The organism is Bacillus sp. FSL M8-0277, assembly GCF_037975305.1.
In the GTDB taxonomy this organism is placed as follows: Bacteria; Bacillota; Bacilli; order Bacillales; family Bacillaceae; genus Bacillus; species Bacillus pumilus.
Window position 1 is genome coordinate 499,827 of the sequence record NZ_CP150255.1, and the last position, 20,134, is coordinate 519,960.

The window sequence follows — 20,134 nt, forward strand, 5'->3', positions numbered from 1 at the left end:
GGAAAAAGGAAAAATCACTTAATCCGTGTTTGTTTCAGAGAGTACTTGCTTTAAGTGCATCACATCATGTAACAAATGATTCGTCATTGCTTGGACGGCTTCTGTGGAGCGGCGCTCTTTCATTTCAGAATAAATGGCAGCATGCTCTGTTTGAATCGTCTCAGCACGCGCCCCGCCGCTAAAATGAAAGATGCGGCAAAAATGAATGAGTGCATTCACATGATTCAATTGTTTACATAAGCGGTGATTGTGACTCGCTAGAATGATTTTTTGATGAAAGGCTTCATGTAACTGGACGATGTCTTTAGATGGCAGCTGCTGTTTGATTGCTTCGTCTGCCTGCGTGAGGACATGCCCAATTTCCTCCAGCTCTCTTTGCGAGGCTTCCTTGCATGCAAGCTCAACAGCAAGCGTTTCTAGGGCGATCCGAATTTGATAAAGCTCCTCGACATCTTTTTCCGTTAACGTATAGACAGAGTAGCCCGACCGATGATCAGCGATCAAGAGCTCATCTTTTTCTAAAAGTCTCATTGCCTCTCTCACTGGTGATCGGCTTACACCAAATTGTTTGGCAAGCTGTGTCTCATTGATGCGTTCCCCTGGCTGAAACTGTCCATCAAATATCATTTGCTTCAGCTGTTCATAAAATTGCATATGATATGGTGCTGGTCTTTCCATCTCGAATGAATTCATCCTGTCATTCCCTCATTTACACATCATCTTTTGTCTCATGTTATCCAAGTTTTTCCCTCTAGGCAAGCCTGCATCGGAAAAGTCAATATCGTACAATTCAAGAGAAAAAGGGTGTGCTACACTGATGATCAGTTCAGTGAAAGAGGGGATCGACATGAAAACACAAGAGGAACGAACGGTACATTTTGATCAGGACTTGCAAATAGAGGCGTATCGCTTTCATGGCATCATGCAAAAGTTCCCGAATCATTTTCATACATACTATGTGATTGGATTTATTGAGGATGGTCAAAGACGTTTGATCTGCCAAAATAAAGAATACATCATTGAAAAGGGAGACATTCTTCTTTTCAATCCATATGACAATCATGCATGCGAGCAGATTGATCACAGTACACTAGATTATCGTTGTTTAAATATTGAAGCAGATGTGATAGAGAAGATGTTTCAGCACAAGCCGCATTTTAAAGCTCCTGTGTTTTCACAAAGTGAACTGACAAAGCCGTTATATGATCTTCATCAAATGATGACAGAAGAAGCCCCAGCTTTGAATAAACAGGAAACGTTCTATTTCTTTATGAAGCAGCTGATTGAAGCCTACGCTGATACATCAGAGGAAAAAGCGTCAGTAGTACATGCCGCCGAACAAAAAGTCCAAGACGTACAGCAATATATTGAAACACACCTTACGGAAAATATATCGTTAGACGACTTAGGAGAGCTTGTCTCCATGAATAAATACTCACTTCTGCGCGCTTTTACAAAGTACAGAGGGATCACGCCGTATCGTTATTTACAAACAGTTAGAGTGAATTATGCGAAGGAGCTTCTCGCCAAAGGAGTGAAGCCTGTAGATGCGGCAGTCTCCACCGGTTTTTCTGATCAAAGTCATTTGAGTCATTTCTTTTCAGAATTTATTGGGCTCACACCAGGGCAATATCAGCAAATTTTCACAAAGCAGGTAACAGCAGATGAAAAATAAACAGCTTCTTGGTCATCTAGCGGCCATGTTCACCATTTTTCTATGGGGATCAACCTTTATCTCAACCAAAATATTGTTAACGGCTTTTTCTCCAACAGAAATATTATTTTTCCGCTTTTTTATTGGATATCTCGCTCTGATGATGATCTATCCGGTCACTATGAAGGTGCAGCGTAAAAAGCATGAAGCGATGTTTGCGCTCGCAGGTTTATGTGGTGTGGTCTTATACTATTTTTTAGAAAATGTCGCACTCACCTATACGTTTGCTTCGAATGCAGGTGTCATCAGCTCAGTTGTACCATTCTTCTCATTTTTATTGGCTTATTTTTTATTGAAAGATGAGCCTTTGCATCGCCGGTTTTTCATAGGCTTTTTCATCGCGATGACAGGAATTGTCCTGATTAGCTTTAATGGAATGGCGACGTTCCAATTGAATCCAATCGGTGATGCGCTAGCATTAACGGCGACCATTGTCTGGGCCTTCTATTCTATTTTATCGAAAATCATCAATCAATATGGATACCATATCATTCAAGTGACGAGACGTGTCTTTTTTTACGGCTTACTCTGGATGCTTCCCCTGATCTGGCACTTTAAAATTCGTATAGACTGGGAGCGATTGACGAACCCGTCGTTTGCCTTTCACTTATTGTTTTTAGGCCTGTTCGCATCTGCTATTTGTTTTCTCACATGGAGTTTTTCAGTGAAAACGCTCGGTGTGGTGAAAGCGAGTGTGTATATTTATGGCGTTCCTATTATTACGATGGTCATTTCAATGATCGTTCTTCATGAGAGATTGACCCTCATGTCTGTACTTGGAACGGCACTGACCTTAGGCGGACTGCTGCTTTCAGATAAAAAAGGTACGAAGAGGAAGAAGGAGAAACCCTCGATGCTTTTGCAGGATAAACAGGCGCTTTGATCAAAAAAGCGCCTTTATCCATTGAAAGAACATGCACTCTCTAGTAAACTCAAACTTAAACGGTCGACGGTCGACCGACAATAAAGGGGGAGAAATAAATGAAGCATGTTTCAATTGCGGCGATACCAGGTGACGGGGTTGGGAAGGAAGTTGTACCTGAAGCCATACTAGTATTGAAAGCGGTATCAGAAGTGCATGGCGGTCTGTCTTTTACCTTTCAGGATTTTCCGTGGAGCTGTGAATATTATTTAGAGCATGGCGAGATGATGCCAAAGGATGGATTACATCAATTGAAAGCCTTTGACAGCATTTTTTTAGGGGCTGTCGGAGATGCCAATTTAGTGCCGGATCACGTATCACTTTGGGGACTGCTTATTAAGATTAGGCGGGAATTTGAACAGGTGATAAACATCAGACCTGCAAAACAGCTTAGCGGCATTCGCTCACCGCTTGCTCAGCCAAAGGATTTCGATCTTCTAGTTGTCAGAGAAAACGGTGAAGGTGAATATAGTGAAATTGGAGGCCGTATGTATCAAGGGGAAGATCAGCTTGCAGTTCAAAATGCAGTGTTCTCAAGAAAAGGGACAGAGCGTGCGATGCGTTTTGCCTTTCAATTAGCAGAAAAAAGGCGAAAGCATGTGACGAGTGCAACCAAATCGAATGGGATCGTTCATACCATGCCTTTTTGGGATGAAGTGTTTCAAGACGTAGCAAAGGATTATCCAGAGGTGACAGCAGACTCACAGCACATTGACGCGCTCTCAGCCTTCTTTGTAACAAGACCAGAAAAATTCGATGTGATTGTTGCCAGTAATTTGTTTGGTGATATTTTGACAGACCTTGGGGCAGCCATTATGGGAAGTATTGGCGTAGCGCCTGCCGCCAACATTAATGTAAATGGTAAATACCCATCCATGTTTGAGCCTGTACACGGATCAGCTCCAGACATTGCGGGAAAAGGAATCGCCAACCCAATCGGTCAAATTTGGACCGCTAAACTCATGCTTGATTATTTCGGGGAGGAAGAACTGGGCACACATCTGCTCGAAACCATCGAATCAGTCACAGCAGATGGCTTTTTAACGGCAGACATCGGCGGCGCCTATCAAACGCAAGAAGTCACAAACGAAATCATCACACGATTGAAGAAATAATCCGCCATTAGAACCGCATCTCCACGTCTGCTATAATAAAAGGATGGATAGAAGAAAGAGATGTGAAATCTAGTGTCAAAAACAGTTGTATTAGCAGAGAAACCTTCAGTCGGACGTGATCTTGCACGTGTGCTGAAGTGTCATAAAAAAGGAAATGGCTTTTTAGAAGGAGATCAATACATTGTGACGTGGGCGCTTGGCCATTTGGTCACACTGGCTGATCCAGAAGGCTACGGAAAAGAATTTCAATCCTGGCGTTTAGAGGATTTACCAATCATTCCCGAACCGCTTAAGCTTGTGGTGATGAAAAAGACAGGAAAACAATTCCAAGCAGTGAAAGCACAGCTTGCGAGGAAAGAGGTCAAAGACATTGTCATCGCAACAGATGCTGGACGTGAAGGGGAGCTTGTCGCTCGATGGATTCTTGAAAAAGCGCATGTGAAAAAGCCTTTGAAACGATTATGGATCTCATCTGTCACGGACAAAGCCATTCAAGAAGGCTTTAAACGATTAAAAGACGGCAAAGAATACGATAACCTGTATCGCTCAGCCGTTGCACGTGCAGAGGCAGACTGGATTGTCGGCATCAACGCAACAAGAGCGCTGACAACGAAGTTCAATGCACAGCTTTCCTGCGGACGGGTGCAAACACCAACGATCGCCATGATCGCCAAACGAGAAGAAGACATTCAGCAATTTCAGCCGAAGCCGTTCTATGGATTGACTGCACAAGTAGATGGACTGACTTTGACATGGCAGGATGCCAAAACAAAGCAAAACCGGACATTCCAAGAGAGTGTGATCAAAGAACGCTTGACAGCCTGCGAAGGAAAACCAGCAGTGGTTGATGCGTTGAAAAAAACAGCGAAAAAAGCTTTCGCGCCGGGACTGTACGATCTGACTGAATTGCAGCGTGATGCACATAAACGCTATGGTTTTTCAGCCAAAGAAACATTATCTACGCTTCAGCGATTGTATGAGCAGCATAAGCTCGTAACATATCCACGTACAGATTCACGATTTATTTCAGCGGATATCGTTCCTACATTAAAAGATCGTTTAAAAGGAATGAACGTCAGACCGTACGCCCAGCATGTGAACCGGATTTTACAATCAGGTGTGAAAGCGCACAAAGGCTTCGTCAATGATGCCAAAGTGTCAGATCACCATGCGATTATTCCAACCGAGGAAGAGCTGTACCCAGGAGTATTAAGCGATAAAGAGCGTAAATTATATGACCTCATTGCCAAACGTTTCCTTGCAGTACTCATGAATCCTTTCGAGTATGAGGAAACAACGGTCATCACCAAAATAGGCAGTGAAACGTTCACAGCAAAAGGGAAAACCGTGCAAGCAGCTGGCTGGAAAGCCGTGTACGATGACTCATATGAAGAAGAGGAATCAGCCGAGGCAGATCAACATTTGCCGCTGCTTTCAGAAGGACAGTCACTAGATGTACGACAGCTGAAAGAGACAAGAGGAGAAACGAAACCTCCTGCACGTTTTAATGAAGCGACCCTATTATCTGCTATGGAAAACCCAGCGGCATTTATGCAGAACGAGGAAAAGGACTTAGTGAAAACCCTTGGTGAAACAGGTGGACTAGGAACAGTAGCAACAAGAGCCGATATTATTGAAAAGCTGTTCAATAGCTTCTTAATCGAGAAAAAGGGCAAAGACATTTTCATCACATCGAAAGGGAAGCAGCTGCTCTCGTTAGTGCCTGAGGACTTAAAGTCTCCTGCATTAACAGCGGAATGGGAACAAAAGCTTTCTAAAATCGCCAAAGGGCAATTGAAAGCTTCTCAATTCATGAGTGAAATGAAGTCATATGCCAAACAAGCTGTATCTGAAATCAAACAGACGAACCAGACCTTTAAGCATGACAATGTCACTGGCACCCATTGTCCAGACTGCGGTAAACTCATGCTGAAAGTGAATGGAAAACATGGCACGATGCTCGTTTGCCAGGACCGAGAATGCGGCCATCGTAAAAATGTGGCGAAGAAAACAAACGCACGCTGCCCGAACTGTCATAAAAAGCTCGAGCTGCGCGGAGAAGGCGATGGCAAAATCTTTGCTTGTGTATGCGGCCATAGAGAAAAACTGTCTGTCTTCGAAAAACGCAAATCTCAATCCAATCAAAAGAAAGCCAGTAAGCACGATGTGTCTAAATATATGAAGAAACAAAAGAAAGTGGAAGAACCAATTAATAACGCACTAGCTGAACAATTAAAGAAGTTAAAATTAGATCAATAGTTCTATAAAAACCCGTGCGGAAACGCATGGGTTTTTCAGTATTATTAAGTATATCGGCATATTGTTTTTCTGAAAATGGGAATGAATATGCGGAAAGGCTCGTAATTTGGCATAAAATATTCATTTAAATTTAAACAAAAACGCTCTATAATAAATCGTTAGATGCTTAGAGAACGCGGAATTGAAAGGGGACACGAATGCATACACGCATATATCGTACAGCAATTGTTTTACTCATTGTCATTCTACTAGGCGGATGTACCTGGGAACAGCAGAAAGAATCAGCTGATCCAGTATCATCTCAGCCCGTTTTGCCTGGAGAATATTTTATCACTCACCACTTAATGACAGATCAAGGCTTAATTCGCACCTCTTTTGCAGAGCAGCACATCTACTTATCTGAATCACTTGGACTTTGGATGGATTATCTTGTTCGAAAAAAAGATCAAAATTCATTTGACCAACAATTTGATGTTCTGCAAGATCAATTTTTACTAGACCATCATCTTCTCAGCTGGCAAATTGAATCCGATCAAAGAAATAAGGCCAATGCTTTAGTTGATGATTTACGTGTAGTGACGGCACTTCAAAAGGCAAATCATTTGTGGAAGAAGTCAGCGTATCAAACGACAGCAAAAGAAATCGCTCAAGCGTTAAAAGAAAAAAACATGTTCAAAGGCATATTGTCCGATTATTATGATGCATCAACCAATCGAACTTCACATACAATCACACTCTCATATATAGATCCAAAAGCAATCAAAGAATTGGAATCCCTCCAAATATTCACGAAACAAATGACCAGTAACCAATTAGCCATTCTAAAACAAGCACCGAGAAAAAAAGGATTCTTTCCTAAATCCTATGACATAAAGAAAAAAACCTATTCATTCGATCAAGAAATCAATATGATCGATCAACTTTATACAGCTTTACATGCATATCATGCAAAGGTGAATACGTCCGAGATCATGAAATGGCTTAAAACGTCGTTTAAACAAGAAGGCAAACTGTACGGAAGATACAAACTGAGCACATTGAAGCCATCTGTCACATATGAATCGCCTTCGGTATATGCACTCGTCATTTTGTATGCCCTTAAACAAAACGAGCTGAAATTCGCAAAGACTGTCTATCACCGCATGAAAGAATTACAAACTCAAGATCCTCTCAAGCCTTATTACGGAGGATACATGAACGAAAAAGAGACACACTCATTTGATAACTTATTGCCTTTAATTGCAGAAAGGGAGCTTCTAAATGAATCGGTTGTTCAGTAACACGTATCGCTTGTACTATTCTCTGCTCCTCACGTTTGCAGGCCTTATTTTGTTTATGGGCTACCTTAACGTACAAGATGCGGAGAGCTTTATGATCATCGCACTGACATTTGTCGTGTTAGGCTGTGGTATTTTATTTGGTATCCTACCAGCATTAATTTTCACCTTACTGTTTTTGTTCTTTATAGGAAGCGTCATGTTCTTTACAGAGCTTGGTCATGAAAATTCCCTTTTTTCAAATCAAACATTGCAAGATGTAGTAATTTGGGGCGTAGCACTTCTTTTTTTCGCTATTTCAGCGGGAAGCTTGCATGAACGGATCAATACGCTGCGTCACACCATTGAACAACAAAAGCAGGCCATCAAACAATTTGTGGCGATTGACTCGACAACAGGATTTGACAATGCTGAGCGGATGAAGCTCGAATTATCCGAGGAAATGAAACGGGCGGAACGGTACAAACAGCCATTTGTCTTTATCCTTCTTCATATGAATTACGCAGCGGAATTCAAATCGTTATATGGAGAAAAAGAAATGCAGCATCTATTTCAACAATTAAGTCTCAAGATACGCGAAAGCGTAAGAGAAACCGATAAAAAATTTCGGTTATCTGAAGAACGAATGGGCTTGCTGCTAACCCATACACCAGAAGAAAATGTGTCAGTTGTCCTTGATAAGCTAAAGGATAAACTGCAAACGCATGTCCTATTAAACGGTCGTGAAGTGACCTTGACATTTCATGTCTGTCATTTAACAAGCAGCTCGGATTATCGTACGCCAGAGCAGTTTTTAGAAGAACTAGAAAAAGAGATGATGATGAATGAACTTTAATTCTTTGATGAAATGTTGTTTGATGATCACGCTTTTTTCGATTCTTTCGTTTAAACACATGGCTTCAGCCGATGCGCTCGTCACGCAGCCAAATACACTGATCGTTTATTCCACACCATCGGGGGAAGTGACTCCAGCCGTTCATATGCTGGATCTACTCGCCGGTCATTTTTCAAAACAGACGACGATTGTATCTGATGAACATTTGGCTGAAAAGAGGATGAATGAATTTCAGCAAGTCATTTATCTTGGAGAAATAAAGAGAACCCTGTCAAAACAAACCATTCGTGCGATGAACGAATCACAGCAATTCATCGCCATTGGATACAATGCGGAACAGCTTCGCCCATTCTCCAAGCTTACTTTTCACAAACAAGATCATATCAGTCAATTGAAACATACACATGATCAGACATACCGTCAGCTAGAGAGAAGGATCAATGTGTTAACGGTTCGAGGGACAGACTTGGAAAATGAATTTCTAGTGAAGAAACGTCAATCTGATCTGCCATTTGTGACTCAGACAAAAGAAGGTACGGCATATATCGGTATCTTAGATGTCGTGCAACACAACAAGCTTCTTGCAGAAGTGCTAGAAAAATACATGCCATCTTCTGTGCAAATGAAGACAAAATACTTAATGCTCGGGAACATCAGTCCAGCAAGTGACGAGAAGAAGCTACTAGAACTTGGACAATACGTATCCGCACAGCATATTCCTTATCAAATTGCAGTGACCCCTGTTTGGATAGATCGAGCAACAGGTGATGAAGTCACACTGAGCGACCGCCCGAAGCTCGTGAATGTGTTAAAACAATTGCAAGAAAATGGAGCGAGTATCATTCTTCATGGCTTTAGCCGTACGTATCGAACGGAGGAATCTGGTCAGGGATTTGAGTTCTGGGATGCAAAATATGATCAGCCCATCACGACAAATGATCCAAAAAATGCAGAGAAGAAACAAAGTAAAAGCCAATTCCCAAATGAAAAAGACTTTCATACGTATACCAAATTGAATCAGCAGCAAGAAGTCGCCTATACAGAAGAAAAACTGACAAAGGGCATTGAGCTTCTTGCTAGGCAAGGCTTATATCCTCTTGCGTTCGAGGTGCCTCATGATGCGATATCACAAAAAGGTTATGAAGTAATTTCAAAGCATGTATCCAGCCTATTTGGACAGGTGCAGTTATCAGACCGCACTTGGAAAACAGCCGGTGCATCGCCGCTCGTGACGTCTCCTGCCATGTTACACAGCATGACCTTATATCCTCAGCAGCAAGTTGAGCAAGTGTCTGACAAAGAAGGTTCAAATGTTTTAACTGAACAGACGATTCAATCCGTGCAGCATCTGCAATCAGCCGCAATCGGGCTGTCCTATGACGTGGAGTTAGGGATAGCAGGGTTACAGAATTTAATCACACAGATGGAGGCAATCCCTTCTAGCGAATGGCTGGATGTAAAGAAAACAAAACAGACGGTCCAAACTGCACATGTAAAAATCCAAACATCTGGGAATGGACATATTCAAGTAGAGGAATCCAACATCGCCGAAACAAAAACAGTCAAACGAAGTGGCATGGAAAATATGCTGAGAATTCTCACGGTCGTGGTCATGCTGTTTATTGCGGCATTTGCTTTATACACATTGTATTTAAGACTGACAATGAAAAAACGAATTTTTAAGGAGAGAAAATTAGGTGGCTGATGTCTTATTTTATCTTTCATTAATGCTCATTTGGATCATGCTTCTATACCACATGTTTCTCATGCAGGGCGGCTTTCAGCATTACCTCACCTATGAAAAAGTGCTGCCTAAATGGACAAAACAAGGGAAAGAGCTGCCGACCGTCAGTATCCTGATTCCTGCTCATAATGAAGAGGTCGTCATTCGGCAGACATTAAAAGCGATGGTTCAGCTATCTTATCCTAAACACCTCCTTGAAATCATTGTGATTAATGACAATTCTTCTGATCGCACAGGAGAGATTGTGCAATCATTCAGTGAACAATATGATCATGTCCATATGATTGAAACGAAGCCGCCATTTGCAGGGAAGGGAAAATCCACTGCGCTGAATGAAGGCTTGAAGGCTTCAACAGGAGAAGTGATTTGCGTATACGATGCAGATAACATGCCTGAACCAAAGGCTGTCTATCATTTGGTTCTTGGATTATTAAATGACCCAAAAGCAGGCGCTGTTGTCGGGAAATTCAGGGTGATCAATGCAACCAAAAATTTGCTGACCAAATTTATTAATATTGAGACCATCTGTTTCCAATGGATGGCGCAGGGCGGGAGATGGAAATGGTTTGGTATTGCGACAATACCAGGTACCAACTTCGCCATCCGCCGGCACATTTTAGAAGAGCTCGGCGGCTGGGATGTCCAAGCTTTGGCCGAGGACACCGAATTAACGATCCGTGTGTATAACCTTGGATATGTGATTCGATTTTTTCCAGCTGCGATCACATGGGAACAAGAGCCTGAGACATGGAAGGTCTGGTGGCGGCAAAGAACGCGCTGGGCTAGAGGGAATCAATATGTTGTCCTTAAATTTTTAAGGCAGTTTATGAAGCTGAAACGAAAACGAATGGTTTTCGATTTGTTTTATTTCTTCTTTACGTATTTCTTATTTTTCTTCGGCGTTCTGCTCTCAAATGGCATCTTTATTGTAAACCTATTTGTTGATCTTCATTTATCTGTAGGGGCTGTCGCACTAATCCTTTGGGGATTAGCCTTCTTCCTCTTTCTAACAGAAGTGATGATTACATTAAGTATTGAGAAAACAGAGCTCACCAAACAAAATATTCTCATTGTGGTCCTCATGTACTTCACCTATTCTCAAGTATGGATTGCGCTTGTCGTGTACTCCTTATGTGTAGAGGTGAAGAGCCGATTATTGAAACAAGAAGTGAAATGGTACAAAACAGAGCGTTACGATCAACAACAAAAGAAAAGCGGGTGACAAATTGAAATCGGTCAAATGGATGTTTTTAATATTAGCGCTATCCCTTGCCATTCAGCCTTTTTTCATGGCAAGTCAAGCAATGGCGCAATCCAATCGAGTACAAGTGAAAGACGATTGGGTTCACTCATCAAAAGGAAATCAAACAGAAACGCAGCATCTATCAGAAGATGTGGTGACCTTGTATGGTCAAGAAGACCGCACTGAATTTTCCTATCAAATGGAGAAAGAAAAAGTAGAGTCTAGCACTCTTACATTAAATATAGAGGCTTCACCATTACTAATATCGCCATCATCTTTCACAGTGATGATCGATGGAGAGATTGAAAAAACGATCCCTGTATCAGGGAAAAACCCAAAAAAATCGATTCAAATCAAATTGAACAAAACGCAACTGAAAAAAGGATCTCATCAAATTCAGCTCGCATTTTATGGTGTGTTAAAAGAAGGTGTGTGTATCAACCAAGAGACGCCTGCCAATTGGCTGAAAGTATATCCTGAAAGTGAGCTGGCGTTCAAAGGAGTTCAAACGAAAGACGTGACGTTAGACAGCTTCCCTTCACCATTTATTCCATCAGGTGATCAGGAAGAACAAACAGATATTGTGATTCCAAATAAACCAGAAGCGGCTGAATTAGAAGCGGCTATGAAAGTATATCGTACGTTGAAAAACAAAGACCGCCTAGCAGACCTCAAACTCGTTCAAGAAAAGGACGTCGAGCAAATTGCGCACCCAACTATTGCTGTTGGAGCAAAAGGAAGCTGGAATGGACGAATAAAATCGCTCGAGCAAGCGGCTGGAATTAAAACAGAAGGCGATCAACTTACGTTAGCGGTGAGAACCCTGACAGCAAAGAAAAAAGAACAGCCCATTTTATTTGTCACTGCTAAGCAGCCAAAGACAATTGCTGAAAAAATCAATGTCTTGACTCAGCCAGAACTGACAGGTCAGCTCACTGGAACAGACTTGCTGCTGCAAAAGGTGACAGCTAGTGCTTCTAAGCCATCGCATCATATTCGTTTAATAGATTTTGGCGCAGATGATGTCAAAGTTGGAACCAAAAAGACAGCATCTGATCATTACTATTATCCGAAAGCATTAATGGCTCAACAAAAATCAGGTGCAAAACTAAATCTATCATTTAAAAAATCAGATCCAGCGAACAAAGCAGAGCGTCTAACAGTGATGATCAATAACGAACCGCACGACGTACCGTTAACAAAACTAGGAAACAAAGATGAGAATGGGTTCTACCATGTGTCGATTCCAGTAGATTCACAAGTGCTTCAAAAGAACGAATATGTGGACTTACAGTTTGTCACAACAGGTTTTAAAAACATGGAATCCTGTAGACATACAGATGAAGAAGGCTGGATTTACATTGATAAGAACAGCTCTCTTCAAATACCAGAAGGAACAACTAGTGATACACCGGACTTAGCCGCATGGCCGCTTCCTTACACTTCAGAAACGGAGCAAGGAAACACATTGATCATTATGCCAGATCAAATCAATCAAGCCTCAATCAATCAAATGGCTATGCTGACCGAATCATTTAGTCAGCCGGAAGCTGCTCAATATCATTTAATTGAAGCATCGAATGTGACAAATGAACAATTGAAAAAGAACTCTCTCATTTTCATCGGAGGCATCCAGACATTCTCTCTTTTAAAAGAAAAAGCAGATGATCTCATCGTTCCAGCGAAAAAGGGTCAATATGATGTATCCTCATTTGGCATGATCAACGAAACAACAGCTCGTATTGTATGGACGCAGCCATCCGTATGGAATAAAGAACAAACCATGACCGTTTTTTCAGGAATGACGGCAGCTGACGCTGATATATCAAATGAAGTGATTCGATTCCTTCAAACAAATACTGAGACCGCAACAGTTGCAATAGAAAGCAAAAACAAAGATGTGTTCTCTAATCACCAAACAGTCAGCAATGCAAAAAATGATCTTAAAAAAGGTGAAAAGCAAGGCGTCGGTGATTCTTGGATTTACTTTGCATGTATCGCTGTACTGATCATTTTTGTCGTTGTGATGATTGTTTATTTCGTACGAAAAAACCGCAAAAAGTCTGATTAATAAACGGTCAAAAGACCTCGAAAAAATCTCTTTACTTTGGTGTCAAACGGGAGTATGATCTCTTTTATAAAAGACCAATCGCTGAATCATTTCGATGAGCGGGGGAACCAATTTTGGTGGTATAAAACACCATGTGGGGTGAATCCTTTTAAGGTAGGGCAAAGTCTCATGCGCCCGAATCCGTCAGCTAACCTCGTAAGCGTTAAAGAGAGCAAAGACCAACCTGTGATCTAAACAATAGACACAGGGGCATTCTATTGCCTCTGTGTCTTTTTGGCGATCCATCTTTTGCAACTTAAATCGTTTGACACTAAAGGAGCGGGCATCACATGTACAGTTTGATGAAGCGTATTTTAATTGGTAAACCATTAAAATCACAGGCAGCAGGAGAACAAAAACTATCAAAAATCAAAGCGTTGGCATTATTGTCATCAGACGCATTATCATCGGTTGCATATGGTACAGAACAAATCTTAATTGTACTTTCTGTCGTTAGTGCAGCAGCATTTTGGTACTCACTCCCGATTGCAGGTTGTGTATTAATTCTTTTAATGGCGTTAATTCTGTCTTACCGCCAGATCATTTATGCTTATCCAGAAGGCGGCGGGGCATATATCGTCTCTAGCAGAAACCTAGGTGAAAAACCGGGATTGATCGCTGGCGGATCATTGCTTGTAGACTATATTTTGACTGTAGCAGTGAGCATTTCAGCGGGGACCGATGCCGTCACATCGGCTTTTCCAACACTATATCCATATCATGTCTTGATCTCAATTGTATTGGTCATCGTGATTATGGTGCTCAACCTCCGTGGATTAACAGAATCGGCATCTATTCTGGCTTATCCTGTATACTTGTTTGTATTTTCACTCCTTATATTAATTGGAGTAGGCGGTTTTAAATTATTAACAGGCGGCGTACCGCCAGCACCTGAACATACAGCGGTAGGCACACACGTACAAGGCATTACATTATTTTTGTTATTAAAAGCTTTTTCATCTGGCTGTTCTGCTCTGACTGGAGTAGAAGCCATTTCAAATACGATTCCATCCTTTAAAAAACCAGCTGCACAAAACGCAGCGAGAACATTGTTGATGATGGGTGGATTGCTAGCTGTTTTATTTGTGGGAGTCACATTGCTTGCATTTGGTTTCGGCATCTCGCCAAAGCCAGAAGAAACGGTTGTATCACAAATTGCGTCAGACACTTTTGGACGTACGTTTTTCTATTACGTGATTCAGGCAGTCACAGCGCTAATTCTAATATTAGCGGCAAATACCGGCTTTTCAGCCTTTCCGTTATTGGCTGTCAATTTAGCAAAGGATAAATATATGCCGCGTATGTTTACTGTAAGAGGAGACCGGCTTGGTTACTCTAATGGCATTATCTTTCTAGGCGTAGCCTCTATGCTGCTCATCTGGTTGTTTGATGGGAAGACAGAACATCTCATCCCGCTATATGCTGTCGGTGTGTTTATTCCATTTACCCTGTCGCAGACCGGCATGTGTGTGAAGTGGATTCGTGAAAAACCGCAGGGCTGGAAAACGAAAATGCCAATCAATATCGTCGGAGCACTGATTTCTTTTACAGTTTTTATGATTCTCATTTTGACCAAGTTCCATCTCGTATGGCCAATATTTGTTTTCCTGCCTATTGTTTTATTTATCTTTCATTCCATTAAAAAGCATTATTTGTCTGTGGGAGAACAACTGCGTTTATTGAATGAAACAGAGCCAGTTGAGATTAAAGGAAATGTGGTCATCGTACCGATAGCAGGAGTCACACGTGTTGTTGAACAATCTGTTCAGTATGCAAAATCTTTATCAGAGCAAGTCATAGCGGTTCATGTATCCTTTGATAAAGAAAAGGATAAGAAAATTGAAGAAGATTGGGAAAAACTTAATAGCGGTGTACGGCTTGTGATGCTGCATTCGTCCTATCGAAGCCTCATTCACCCGCTAGATAAATTTCTTGAGACAGTTGAGACAAAAGCAAATGCCCATCAATATAAAGTGATGGTCCTCGTGCCACAATTTATACCGAAAAAAAGATGGCACACCATTTTGCATAATCAATCTGCCTTTTTATTAAGATTCCGCCTATTATGGAAGCGGGATATTGTGGTGGCAACCCTGCCCTATCATTTTAAAAAGTAGCAGGAGCAGGTTGAAACGTTTGATCAAAAGGATGCGGTGGTATGGAGTAAGAAAAAAGGAGTTTTCTCACATGCCGCAAAGAACCGCAGGAAAAGAAGTAACAGCGCTACTGGAAGAGTGGGGCGTGAAACATATTTATGGAATGCCCGGCGACAGTATAAACGAATTGATTGAAGAACTTAGGCATGAATCAAGCCAAATAAAATTTATCCAAACGAGACATGAAGAAGTGGCAGCACTATCAGCGGCGGCTGATGCCAAACTAACAGGTAAACTTGGTGTCTGCTTATCAATCGCTGGGCCGGGTGCTGTCCACTTATTAAATGGGCTGTATGATGCAAAAGCAGATGGTGCACCAGTTTTAGCAATTGCAGGGCAGGTTGCTTCGGCCGAAGTAGGCAGAGACGCATTCCAAGAAATCAAATTGGAGCGAATGTTTGACGATGTCGCTGTCTTTAATCAGCAGGTACAGACAGCAGAGGCGCTGCCTGACTTATTGAATCAAGCCATCAAAGCAGCTTATACCCATAAAGGTGTGGCAGTTCTTACCGTATCGGATGACTTATTTTCTCAAAAAATAAAGCGTAAACCCGTCTATACATCTCCTCTGTATGTTGAGGGAGAAGTACGGCCAAAGAAAGATCAATTGCTAAAGGCAGCTCAGCTGATTAACAATGCTAAGAAGCCAGTCATCTTAGCAGGTAAAGGATTAAGACATGCAAAAGAAGAGCTTCTTTCATTTGCAGAAAAGGCAGCTGCTCCTATCGTCATCACGCTTCCTGCAAAAGGGGTTGTGCCAGACAGGCATCCATACTTTTTAGGTAACTTAGGTCAAATTGGAACGAAGCCGGCATATGAAGCGATGGAAGAATGTGATCTCTTAATTATGCTTGGCACCTCCTTTCCATATAGAGACTACTTACCAGAGGACACGCCAGCCATTCAACTAGATATTAAACCAGATCAAATCGGCAAAAGGTATCCGGTAGATGTGGGAATTGTGAGCGACAGCAAGAGTGGTTTGCATGAACTAACTTCCTACATTGAATATAAAGAACAGCGTGGCTTTCTTGAAGCTTGTACAGAGCATATGATGAAGTGGCGAGAAGAAATGGATAAAGAAAAATCTGTTGCTACTTCACCAATTAAACCGCAGCAAGTCATTGCTAGACTAGAAGAAGCAGTCGAGGACAATGCCATTCTTTCAGTTGATGTTGGTAATGTCACGGTATGGATGGCACGTCATTTTGAAATGAAACAGCAGGATTTCATTATCTCCAGCTGGCTTGCCACAATGGGTTGCGGTTTACCTGGTGCGATTTCAGCTAAATTGAATGAACCGAACCGACAAGCCATTGCCGTCTGTGGTGATGGAGGCTTCACAATGGTCATGCAAGACTTTGTGACAGCTGTAAAGTATAAGCTGCCGATCGTTGTCGTAATCTTAAACAACAACAATTTAGGGATGATTGAATATGAACAACAGGTAAAAGGAAACATAAATTATGGTATAGAGCTGGAGGATATTGATTTTGCTAAGTTTGCAGAAGCGTGTGGCGGCAAAGGAATCTCCGTGTCATCACATGAAGAATTAGCTCCAGCCTTTGATACAGCTCTTCAATCCGATAAACCAGTCATTATTGATGTCGCTGTCGCCAATGAACCTCCGTTACCTGGGAAAATCACTTACACCCAAGCAGCAGGCTTCAGTAAATATTTATTGAAAAAATTCTTTGAAAAAGGTGAGCTGGATATCCCTCCACTCAAGAAAAGCCTCAAACGCTTTTTCTAAACACAAAGTAGTCGGTCTTCTGAAAAGAGGGCTGACTTTTTTTGCGATGATTAGGAAAAATATTTCAATTGTCACTTGCCTTCATCTCTATTAAAATATTTGGAAATAATTTTTGTAACTTAAAGCCTATTTTTCCAATTCGCTGAGAAAGGTAAAATAGACTTTATGATCAATAATGGAGGGAGTGACTTCTTCTGGGCAAGATACTTGATGCAAAAGCACTAACAAGTGCCATGGACGCAAGGGCAAAACACTACCAGGAACTCCGTGAACAAATGGTAGACTTGAAAAAGACACTTCAAGGCGTGGCAAACCTCGGTGATGATTTCACTGGAAAAGGTGCCGATAACATTAAAAGCTTTTATAAAGAACTGGCTGGAAATGTAGATATGTTTATCAGCTTCATTGATAAGCAAAAAGCCTTTCATGAAGGTGTTTCTGGGACACTTGATGATACGAGTTTTGGCGGCGAAACCTTCGTAGAAGAACACTTTTTAGACAACGCTGTACATATGGGCATCAAAAATGCCAAAAGCATTGTGAAGGATCAAAAAAAGGCGCTTAAAACGATTTTTCAAGACATCGACGACCTCATTTCTCTAGAAGTATTTGATAGTCAAACCTTTGATGAAAAAATTGCAGATGCGGAAGACGAGCGAAAAAAGACGATCAAAGATCTAAGAGAGCTTGATCAAAATTTAAAAGATGAATATGCTTTGTCAGAAACGGAGCAGCAAGCTACAATGGCATTGTATACGGAAATGATGAATGCCACAAATGATGGAAAAGCCATTTCGCCTATGAATTTTGACAAGAAAGCGTATCAAAATAGCGAAATCTACAAGGCAAAAAGCGATATTGAGAAGCAAACTTCCGAATATCTCAACATTAAAAAAGAACAACAGGAAGCCCGCGAGATCGCAAAGGAACAAGAAGCACTCGCCAACCGTCCTTGGTATGAAAAAGCACTTGATTATGGCGGGAATATCGTCAATGAACTGACTGGCGTGAACGATGCAAAACGCGCCGCAACAGGCGTTGACCCGATCACAGGTGAAGAGCTCACCGCAGGACAGCGCGTCGCAGCAGGCGGTATGGCAGCAGCAGGTTATATCCCAATCGTCGGATGGGCAGGTCGTATTTTCAAAGGTGGTAAAGCCGTCTATAAAACAACTCAAGCCACATCAGCCGCAGTCAGAGCAGTCGATATTTACAAGACATCGCAAAAATCCTTTGACGCCTTAAAAACATCTCAAAAAGGCTTATATGGTCTCACCGCCACCAACGGCTTCAGCGAAGCGATTACAGGGCGTGATATGTTTGGGAATAAGATCTCAAAAGAACAGCAGGAAGCGAGTATGAATGCGGCTCTGGGAATGCTTTTACCGTTTGGGGCGAAGGGGTTCAATGGGAAGATGGGGATTAAAGGTGGTACTGGTAAAAATGTGGATAATGGTACAGTGTGGAAGGATATAAAAGTTACTCAACCACTTTATGAAGGTACAAAAATCCCAAAATCTTTTGAATTAGCAACAGTTGATGGAAAGTTCTGGGTGCACCCTAATGGGACAAAACATATGGTTGAGTATATAACTAGAGATGCAACGACACATGGTATGCCGATAAATAGTCAAACTTTATTGTCGAGTTTCCAAAGCTCTGTTAACAATGCTGCCAAGCAAGGAATTAAATATGAAGAAATTATGAAGGTAGGTAATTGGGAATTAATATTTAGTAAACCTCGCGGAGACGGATTGCTACCAGTAATAAAGCATGCTGTGTATATGCCTTAAAAGGAGAAATGATGATGTTAAAAGTAATAGAATATAAAGACAGTCAACCTATCAACATTGAATATGATCTTTATACACCGATTAATATAGAATTTGGTAGTTGGAATATATCAAAAGAGCCAACGATATATTGGAGAACTGGAGATTTCAAGAAATCTTTAATTGAAATAGGTTTAGGGAAATATACGGGTAATATTCGTTCAATTACACTAACGTTAAGTGAAAATGTACACAAAATGGAAAGTTTGAAATTAGATATGGAAGATATAATTATGGTTAAAGGTGTACCGAGTTTTCAGATAGAAGAATCTAATGATAATACCTATATAGACGAAAAAGGTAAATTAGACGTGTATATAGGTAGGGATAAGGTATTCATTTCATTCTCAGAAAATGATGCAGTATCTATTTTACAAAATGATACAGTAGGATTTGCTTTGGATAAAGAAGAAGTAGTATGTGGTATTATCATAAGTGGTATGTTAGAACATGAAAAGAAAACATTAGAAGATGCATTGAATTAGAGTATTATGAAATACAAAAACCTTGATGACTAAATGTCTTAAAAGGTTTTTTGTGTTGATCGGAGTTTAGAAAATTATTTGATAGTGATGAATATGGTGAAGGAATTTTTCATTATCAAGAAAGTGCTAGAAGCCACCTCATGAGCAAGTGAAAACGGATTATATAATTTTTTACAGCTGTTTTTTGTTTTGTTCAAACATAGAAACGGAAAGGGTTTTTAAATATTGAATGATATATTGACAAAGAAGTTAGTTGTAGAAAGTGGTATTGAGTTTGAAAAGTCTCTAGAGTATGGGGGACCCTATGAACTAGCGATTGTAGAATATACTCAAGGAGGGAAAGAAAAACTATTTACGGGACTAGCCTATGATATGTACGAAAACGGACATGTTGAAAGTTATTTCTATGTAGAGAAAGGTATTAAACAGGGGAAGTACGTGGAGTTTTACCAAAATGGCAGTTTGAAAAAAATAGGGTATATGAGGAAGAACACTACAGAGGGATATCAAGTGGAGTTTTTTGAGAATGGAAATAAAAAGTATGAGTGTGAATGTATTGCTGGCCGAGAGATGACTTACATAAAATATGATAAAGATGGTCATGTGAAAGAGTATAAGGAAGAACCTAATGAATCAGATTTAATATATGCTGAAAAATTCAATGAATGATCAATGGTCAAATGAATTAT

Annotated in this window: 15 protein-coding genes and 1 riboswitch; of the genes, 14 read left to right on the forward strand and 1 reads right to left on the reverse strand. The window is 41.0% G+C overall.

The annotated features are described in order from the left end of the window. Positions 1–18: 18 nt before the first annotated feature. Positions 19–693 carry a GntR family transcriptional regulator gene (locus tag MKZ05_RS02445; RefSeq protein WP_003214154.1) on the reverse strand — a complete coding sequence of 225 codons (675 nt, stop codon included), beginning with the start codon at positions 691–693 and terminating at the stop codon, positions 19–21. A gap of 154 nt (positions 694–847) precedes the next feature. Between MKZ05_RS02445 and MKZ05_RS02450 the strand changes: the two genes are divergently transcribed. The 14 genes from MKZ05_RS02450 to MKZ05_RS02515 all read left to right on the forward strand — a co-directional run bounded on the left by MKZ05_RS02450 (position 848) and on the right by MKZ05_RS02515 (position 20,114). Further along, positions 848–1,675 carry an AraC family transcriptional regulator gene (locus MKZ05_RS02450; protein ID WP_106036163.1) on the forward strand — a complete coding sequence of 276 codons (828 nt, stop codon included), beginning with the start codon at positions 848–850 and terminating at the stop codon, positions 1,673–1,675. Next, a complete protein-coding gene (locus MKZ05_RS02455) occupies positions 1,665–2,597 on the forward strand; it encodes a DMT family transporter (protein WP_339161254.1) in 933 nt (310 codons plus the stop codon). The genes MKZ05_RS02450 and MKZ05_RS02455 overlap by 11 nt, the downstream gene beginning before the upstream one ends. Positions 2,598–2,695: 98 nt before the next feature. Continuing rightward, a complete protein-coding gene (locus tag MKZ05_RS02460) occupies positions 2,696–3,751 on the forward strand; it encodes a tartrate dehydrogenase (RefSeq protein ID WP_339161256.1) in 1,056 nt (351 codons plus the stop codon). Between the two features lie 72 nt (positions 3,752–3,823). Next, complete coding sequence (locus MKZ05_RS02465) at positions 3,824–6,010, forward strand: DNA topoisomerase III (RefSeq protein WP_339161258.1); 2,187 nt, start codon at positions 3,824–3,826, stop codon at positions 6,008–6,010. A 197-nt stretch (positions 6,011–6,207) separates the two neighbouring features. After that, positions 6,208–7,290 (forward strand): glycosyl hydrolase family 8, encoded by a 1,083-nt coding sequence (locus MKZ05_RS02470; RefSeq protein ID WP_310427569.1) that lies wholly within the window; start codon positions 6,208–6,210, stop codon positions 7,288–7,290. Further along, positions 7,271–8,122 carry a GGDEF domain-containing protein gene (locus tag MKZ05_RS02475; RefSeq protein ID WP_034620220.1) on the forward strand — a complete coding sequence of 284 codons (852 nt, stop codon included), beginning with the start codon at positions 7,271–7,273 and terminating at the stop codon, positions 8,120–8,122. The genes MKZ05_RS02470 and MKZ05_RS02475 overlap by 20 nt, the downstream gene beginning before the upstream one ends. Then, the gene (locus tag MKZ05_RS02480) at positions 8,112–9,827 is read left to right on the forward strand and encodes a DUF2334 domain-containing protein (RefSeq protein ID WP_339161259.1); all 1,716 of its coding nucleotides are present in this window, start codon (positions 8,112–8,114) and stop codon (positions 9,825–9,827) included. Before MKZ05_RS02475 ends, MKZ05_RS02480 begins: the two co-directional genes overlap by 11 nt. Next, positions 9,820–11,088, forward strand: a complete 1,269-nt coding sequence (locus MKZ05_RS02485) for a glycosyltransferase (RefSeq protein ID WP_113386728.1) — start codon at positions 9,820–9,822, stop codon at positions 11,086–11,088. Before MKZ05_RS02480 ends, MKZ05_RS02485 begins: the two co-directional genes overlap by 8 nt. Positions 11,089–11,092: 4 nt before the next feature. Then, positions 11,093–13,180, forward strand: a complete 2,088-nt coding sequence (locus tag MKZ05_RS02490) for a cellulose biosynthesis cyclic di-GMP-binding regulatory protein BcsB (protein WP_339161261.1) — start codon at positions 11,093–11,095, stop codon at positions 13,178–13,180. Between the two features lie 69 nt (positions 13,181–13,249). Beyond that, positions 13,250–13,397: riboswitch (cyclic di-AMP (ydaO/yuaA leader) on the forward strand. A 112-nt stretch (positions 13,398–13,509) separates the two neighbouring features. Further along, positions 13,510–15,336 carry an APC family permease gene (locus MKZ05_RS02495; RefSeq protein ID WP_212046400.1) on the forward strand — a complete coding sequence of 609 codons (1,827 nt, stop codon included), beginning with the start codon at positions 13,510–13,512 and terminating at the stop codon, positions 15,334–15,336. Between the two features lie 70 nt (positions 15,337–15,406). Continuing rightward, positions 15,407–17,128: a pyruvate oxidase gene (locus MKZ05_RS02500; protein ID WP_335356141.1), complete on the forward strand. Its 1,722-nt coding sequence runs from the start codon at positions 15,407–15,409 to the stop codon at positions 17,126–17,128. A gap of 194 nt (positions 17,129–17,322) precedes the next feature. Continuing rightward, a complete protein-coding gene (locus tag MKZ05_RS02505) occupies positions 17,323–18,921 on the forward strand; it encodes a T7SS effector LXG polymorphic toxin (RefSeq protein ID WP_339162335.1) in 1,599 nt (532 codons plus the stop codon). 14 nt (positions 18,922–18,935) lie between these two features. Beyond that, entirely contained in the window at positions 18,936–19,445 is a 510-nt protein-coding gene (locus MKZ05_RS02510; RefSeq protein WP_050945533.1) for a hypothetical protein, read from the forward strand. Positions 19,446–19,667: 222 nt separating this feature from the next. Further along, on the forward strand, positions 19,668–20,114 hold the full coding sequence (locus MKZ05_RS02515; RefSeq protein ID WP_339162339.1) for a hypothetical protein: 447 nt from the start codon (positions 19,668–19,670) through the stop codon (positions 20,112–20,114). The last annotated feature ends 20 nt before the right edge of the window (positions 20,115–20,134 follow it).

Coding starts and splice junctions, on each gene's coding strand:
- MKZ05_RS02445 (WP_003214154.1), bottom strand. CDS start 693: ATGAATTCATTCGAGATGGAAAGACCAGCACCATATCATATGCAATTT.
- MKZ05_RS02450 (WP_106036163.1), top strand. CDS start 848: ATGAAAACACAAGAGGAACGAACGGTACATTTTGATCAGGACTTGCAA.
- MKZ05_RS02455 (WP_339161254.1), top strand. CDS start 1,665: ATGAAAAATAAACAGCTTCTTGGTCATCTAGCGGCCATGTTCACCATT.
- MKZ05_RS02460 (WP_339161256.1), top strand. CDS start 2,696: ATGAAGCATGTTTCAATTGCGGCGATACCAGGTGACGGGGTTGGGAAG.
- MKZ05_RS02470 (WP_310427569.1), top strand. CDS start 6,208: ATGCATACACGCATATATCGTACAGCAATTGTTTTACTCATTGTCATT.
- MKZ05_RS02475 (WP_034620220.1), top strand. CDS start 7,271: ATGAATCGGTTGTTCAGTAACACGTATCGCTTGTACTATTCTCTGCTC.
- MKZ05_RS02480 (WP_339161259.1), top strand. CDS start 8,112: ATGAACTTTAATTCTTTGATGAAATGTTGTTTGATGATCACGCTTTTT.
- MKZ05_RS02495 (WP_212046400.1), top strand. CDS start 13,510: ATGTACAGTTTGATGAAGCGTATTTTAATTGGTAAACCATTAAAATCA.
- MKZ05_RS02500 (WP_335356141.1), top strand. CDS start 15,407: ATGCCGCAAAGAACCGCAGGAAAAGAAGTAACAGCGCTACTGGAAGAG.
- MKZ05_RS02510 (WP_050945533.1), top strand. CDS start 18,936: ATGTTAAAAGTAATAGAATATAAAGACAGTCAACCTATCAACATTGAA.